The sequence below is a fragment of the Bradyrhizobium sp. P5_C11_2 genome, assembly GCF_054049755.1.
Genome location: NZ_JBFULT010000636.1, coordinates 1 through 4,031, shown reverse-complemented (window position 1 = coordinate 4,031; position 4,031 = coordinate 1). Strand labels below are relative to the sequence as shown.

At 64.6% G+C, this 4,031-nt stretch carries 5 protein-coding genes; 1 reads left to right on the top strand and 4 read right to left on the bottom strand.

What is annotated here, in order from left to right:
• From ACXJL8_RS35790 to ACXJL8_RS35775, 4 genes are all read right to left on the bottom strand, one after another.
• Positions 1–917: RNA polymerase factor sigma-32 (locus ACXJL8_RS35790; RefSeq protein WP_456686523.1), on the bottom strand; the 917-nt coding region annotated here is incomplete at its 3' end.
• A gap of 147 nt (positions 918–1,064) precedes the next feature.
• Positions 1,065–2,486: a sensor histidine kinase gene (locus ACXJL8_RS35785; protein WP_456617640.1), complete on the bottom strand. Its 1,422-nt coding sequence runs from the start codon at positions 2,484–2,486 to the stop codon at positions 1,065–1,067.
• Positions 2,487–2,546: 60 nt separating this feature from the next.
• A complete protein-coding gene (locus ACXJL8_RS35780; RefSeq protein ID WP_456686522.1) occupies positions 2,547–3,227 on the bottom strand; it encodes a response regulator transcription factor in 681 nt (226 codons plus the stop codon).
• A 77-nt stretch (positions 3,228–3,304) separates the two neighbouring features.
• Positions 3,305–3,481 (bottom strand): hypothetical protein, encoded by a 177-nt coding sequence (locus tag ACXJL8_RS35775; protein WP_456617642.1) that lies wholly within the window; start codon positions 3,479–3,481, stop codon positions 3,305–3,307.
• A 234-nt stretch (positions 3,482–3,715) separates the two neighbouring features.
• Between ACXJL8_RS35775 and ACXJL8_RS35770 the strand changes: the two genes are divergently transcribed.
• Positions 3,716–3,973 (top strand): hypothetical protein, encoded by a 258-nt coding sequence (locus ACXJL8_RS35770; RefSeq protein ID WP_456617643.1) that lies wholly within the window; start codon positions 3,716–3,718, stop codon positions 3,971–3,973.
• Positions 3,974–4,031: the final 58 nt, after the last annotated feature.

Below are 4,031 nucleotides of genomic sequence, written 5' to 3'. Positions count from 1 at the left end.
CTGCATCGGGAGACGCGCGCAGCATCCTGCGCGGCCAGAATCGCGGCCCGCCTGACCTTGGCAAAGGCGCGGGTCTCGATCTGCCGAACCCGTTCGCTGGAGATCGAAAGCTCGCGGCCAAGCCGATCGAGCGTGACGGCGGGTTCGGCCAACCGCCTCGCCTTCAGAACGTGAAGCTCACGCGCCGTGAGGACATCCAGCGCGATGCGCAGGGCGCTGGTGCGACGCTCCATCTGATCCTGATCGGCGAGAACCGTCTCGGCATCGATCGCGCCGTCGACCAGGGACGCCTCCCAATCGGCTCCGTCCTCGTCGCCTCCAACGCGCGCATTCAGCGACAGGTCGCCGTTCAGGCGGGTATCCATCTCGATCACGTCACGCGCCGTGACGTCGAGGTTCGCGGCGATCACCTCGGCGACCTCCGGGGTGAGCCGCGCCATCTCGCCGCCCGTGGCCTTCCTCATCTCGCCGCGGAGCCTGAAGAACAGCTTCTTCTGGGCGGCTGTCGTGCCGATCTTGACCAGCGACCAGGACCGCAGGATGTATTCGTGAATGGATGCCTTGATCCACCACAGCGCATAGCTGGAGAACCGCGAGCCACGACCGGGTTCGAACCTTGACGCCGCGATCACGAGCCCAAGATTCGCTTCCGCGATCAGATCTGCCAGCGGAAGGCCGTATCCCCTGTAGCCTCGCGCCACCTTGGCAGCGAGCCGGAGATGGCTCGTGACCAGCACGTTCGCTGCGTCTCGATCCCGCCTCTCCTGCCAACGTCGTGCAAGCTGCTGCTCCTGAACGGGCTCAAGCAGTTCGTAGCCCCTGATGGCCGCGGAMTAGGCGCTGAGAAAGGGGACGGACGGGGCTCTGCCCGGTACGGCCGCGGCATTGTTCCTGGTGAGCTCGTGGCGGGTCTGCATCTGTTACGTCCACATTCGAAACCGGCAAGCCGACTCTAAGAGGCCTTCGAACGAAGGCGCGACTGAATTGGGCTTAACAAACCTGAATTCGCGTTCAAACATTCGGCCCCGTCCCGGCGTTCGGCGCAGCGCGCGTCGTTTGAGTCATCACACCTGGCTCGCGTTTGCGTGAAGCGAGATCCGAGACCGGGATGCGGCGGCTTTGGTCGCTCCTCCGGTCCGGGCGAGGATCTCGATCCGCCCTCCAGGGGCCGGACGGATGATCAGCTGAAAGCCATGCAGCTTGACGATGGCAGCCACCAGGCTCAGTCCCAAACCAACTCCCGGCGTGTTGCGCATCTTGTCGGAGCGATAGAATCGCCGCAGCACCGCTTCGCGCTCCTGCTCGTTGATGCCGGGCCCGGTATCGCTCACGCGCACAAGCGCGGTCTTGTCGTCCGACACGAGTTCGAGTCTCACCTTCCCGCCCGTGGGCGTAAACTTGACGGCATTGTCCACGAGATTGGCGATCGCCTCGAACAACAGATCCCGATCGCCCCGCACCCGCGCGGTGCGATCGATGACGACGCCAAGTTCGATGTTCTTGTCTTCGGCGATGGGCTCGTAGACGTCGCACACTTCGCGCAGGATCTCGTCGAGCGCGACGTCGCCGAACCCGGCCGTGCGGCGGCCGTTCTCGATTTCGGCCAGGCGCAACAGCGCGGTAATGATCGCGAGCGACTGGTCTATTCCGGCGATGGCCTTGTCGGTGACCTCCTGGAGCGCCCCCAGCGTGGCCGCGTGCGTCCGCCCGCGCTCCAGCGCCAGCCGGACGCGCGTGAGCGGAGTTCTGAGATCATGGGCGATATCGTTTCCGACACCGGCAAGGGCGTTGATCATCGTCTCCATCTCGTCGAGCATGCCGTTGACGATCCCGGCCAGTCGCGCGAACGGATCGTCTACATTGTCGAGTGGCAGGCGCTCGCGCAGATCCCCGGCAACGATCCGCTGAACCCGCTGGTTCACCTGCTCCACGCGTCTCTGGGCGCGGACGCTCAGCCACGCGCCGGCCAGCAGGCAGAGACAGAATGCCGGCAGGAGGCCCAGCGCGAGCGCCTGCCCCACGACACTCGATATCTCGCGCGTCTCATCGACGTTCCTGCCGATCACCAGGATCTCGCCGTCGCCCAGACGCCTGCCTGCCGCCCTGACGACCGGATCACGGACCGTCGATTGCCCGCTTCGGGCAAGCCGCACGCCGCGCACCGATCCGCCGAGCGCGAGATCTCGCGGCAGGCGCTCGATGTTGCCGGCAAGCCTCGCTCCGGCAGCATCGAACAGTCCCGCATATTGCACGCCTCTGGAATCCTGTCCGAGATGATCCGAGATCACATTGACACGGCGGTCCGATGGCAGCCCGGCCATGAAGTCGATCTGCGCGACGATCATGCGGTCGGACCGGGCGATCAGGTAATCATCGATCTTCCAATAGATGAACGCGAACAAGCCGACCACGAGCAACGCAAACGCCGCCGCCACCGCCAGGGCCCAGAGGAACGTGTTCGAACGAATGAACTGAATCTGGCGCATTGCTTCGAGGTCCGATATTCGCGCAAGCTCTGCTCCACGATTCCAGGGACGCCGCGGCGGCTATTGGCGCACGCGCAGAATGAACCCCGAGCCGCGAACGTTGTGGACGAGTTGCACCTCTCCGGGACCATCGACCTTGTGACGAAGCCGGCCCATATGCACATCGATCAGATTCGTGGTTGCCGGAACGAACTTGTAGTTCCAGACCTCTTCGAGCAGCATCGCGCGCGTCAACAACTGGTCGCTCCGGCGCATCATGTATTCGAGAAGGCGGAATTCGCGCGGCAACAGGTCGATCTCGCGCTCGCCTCGCCTCGCGGTCCGCTCGATCAGATCGAGCTCCAGCGGACCCGCGCGCAATGTGGTTTCGCGGCTGTCCATCGGACGGCGCAGCAATGCCTCGATCCGGGCGACGAGCTCGATGATCGCGAACGGCTTGGTGAGATAGTCGTCTCCTCCCACACGCAATCCGYGTACCCGATCATCGACCGCGCCGAGCGCACTCAGGACCAGCACGGGCGCCCTCACCTGGTCCTTGCGCAGGGCCTCGATGACGGTCAGCCCGTCCATTCCGGGCAGCATGCGATCGACGATCAAGGCATCGGGACACGCTGAACGCGCCTGGTCGAGACCGTCGATGCCATCAGGGGCCCATTGAACCTCGAACCCGCGGTCGCCAAGTTCGGCAACGATCGCCTCGGCGGTTTCGGCGTCATCCTCGATCAGAAGAATCCGCGCCATTGTCCTGGCCTTGCGTCCTGCGGGGCGTTTCGGCCCGCGACGGAGAAGCATGGGCTCAGCGGTCCGCGACGTCATCGTCAATGCCCGCCGGTTCTGAACGCGCCGGGCTGCGAAGGCATGCCAGGGACCGCTGGCTCTCCGACGAGGTAGTCCCAGGGAGAATGGAGCACCACTAAATAGCGATTCAGGAAGCCGGGAAAGCCGGGCGACAGCGCCGGTGCGGCGGCGATGCGGCTTGCTGTCGTCGTGATCATCTTCTGTCTCCGTTCTGAACCGCGTTCTACCGGAGATATGTCCTCGACGGGTTCGCTGTTACTCCCGAAGCCAGCGGGCATTGCGAATTCGCACGATCGTGTCCGCCGTCCCGCTCCGGTTCACACGCCGTTGAAGCCGAGTGAGCAATTCGTGCGTTTGATCGCGCCTGGGTCGTCCACACCTCCATGAGCAGCCGGCTTCATCGGCCTGCTGTCATCAAAGGAGAAGCCATAATGACCACGCTCAAGTTCCTGTCGACGGGCCTGATCGCGATCGCCGTGCTCGGAGGACCCGTCATGGCCCGTGAACACCATCACGTCGCACGACAGCCCAGCATGGAAGCCGATACGGTCGCGGCAGACACGCCCTTCTATCAGGGAGGATATCAGGGAGCCCGCGCCTGCGTTCCCGCGCCGCGCGTCGGAGCTTTTGCGACGGCGCCATGGACCGGCGACAATGTCCCTTGTGAGCCGGGCACGGGCAGCTTCTGATCGCTGCAACATTTCGGCCGGCCGGGCGCCTCGGTCGGCCGCTCCGCAACGGCAGGGA

Coding starts and splice junctions, on each gene's coding strand:
- ACXJL8_RS35770 (WP_456617643.1), top strand. CDS start 3,716: ATGACCACGCTCAAGTTCCTGTCGACGGGCCTGATCGCGATCGCCGTG.
- ACXJL8_RS35785 (WP_456617640.1), bottom strand. CDS start 2,486: ATGCGCCAGATTCAGTTCATTCGTTCGAACACGTTCCTCTGGGCCCTG.
- ACXJL8_RS35775 (WP_456617642.1), bottom strand. CDS start 3,481: ATGATCACGACGACAGCAAGCCGCATCGCCGCCGCACCGGCGCTGTCG.